The sequence below is a fragment of the Dellaglioa sp. CoH-55-MRSF-8 genome (assembly GCF_056782195.1).
Map to the genome: position 1 here is coordinate 1 of NZ_JBXAYH010000119.1, position 358 is coordinate 358.

Genomic DNA, 358 nt, shown 5'->3' on the forward strand with positions numbered 1-358 from the left:
GGACCGCAATGCGGGGCCGCGTCACCGGGCCCTTCGGCCGATGTTTCTCGGGAATTGCAAGCAGCTCCTTTTCGGTCAACATTCTGTCCTCCACGATACGTCGGACGTACGTGCCACGCTTGAACGAAGCAGGCTCGTTGTTCCAGTTGAGGCCGATATCGTGCAGCATGTCGTGCTGAGCCCGCGTGTTCTTGCCGTGCAGCTGACGGTGTGAGAAGTGTGCTTGACACAGCATCTGCAACGAGTTGCGTGTCGCATCCGCCTCACGCCACGCAAATGCGTCGAACGCTTCGCTCTCGTTCGGCAATTGCCAGACACGGCAATCGAACTTGGGCCGGGTGCGGACGGTGACTCCGTT

1 protein-coding gene is annotated in these 358 nt (G+C 60.1%); it reads right to left on the minus strand.

The annotated features are described in order from the left end of the window. Positions 1–358 (minus strand): hypothetical protein (locus tag AC1RPW_RS08180; RefSeq protein ID WP_481769470.1); only part of this gene is annotated, 358 nt, incomplete at both ends.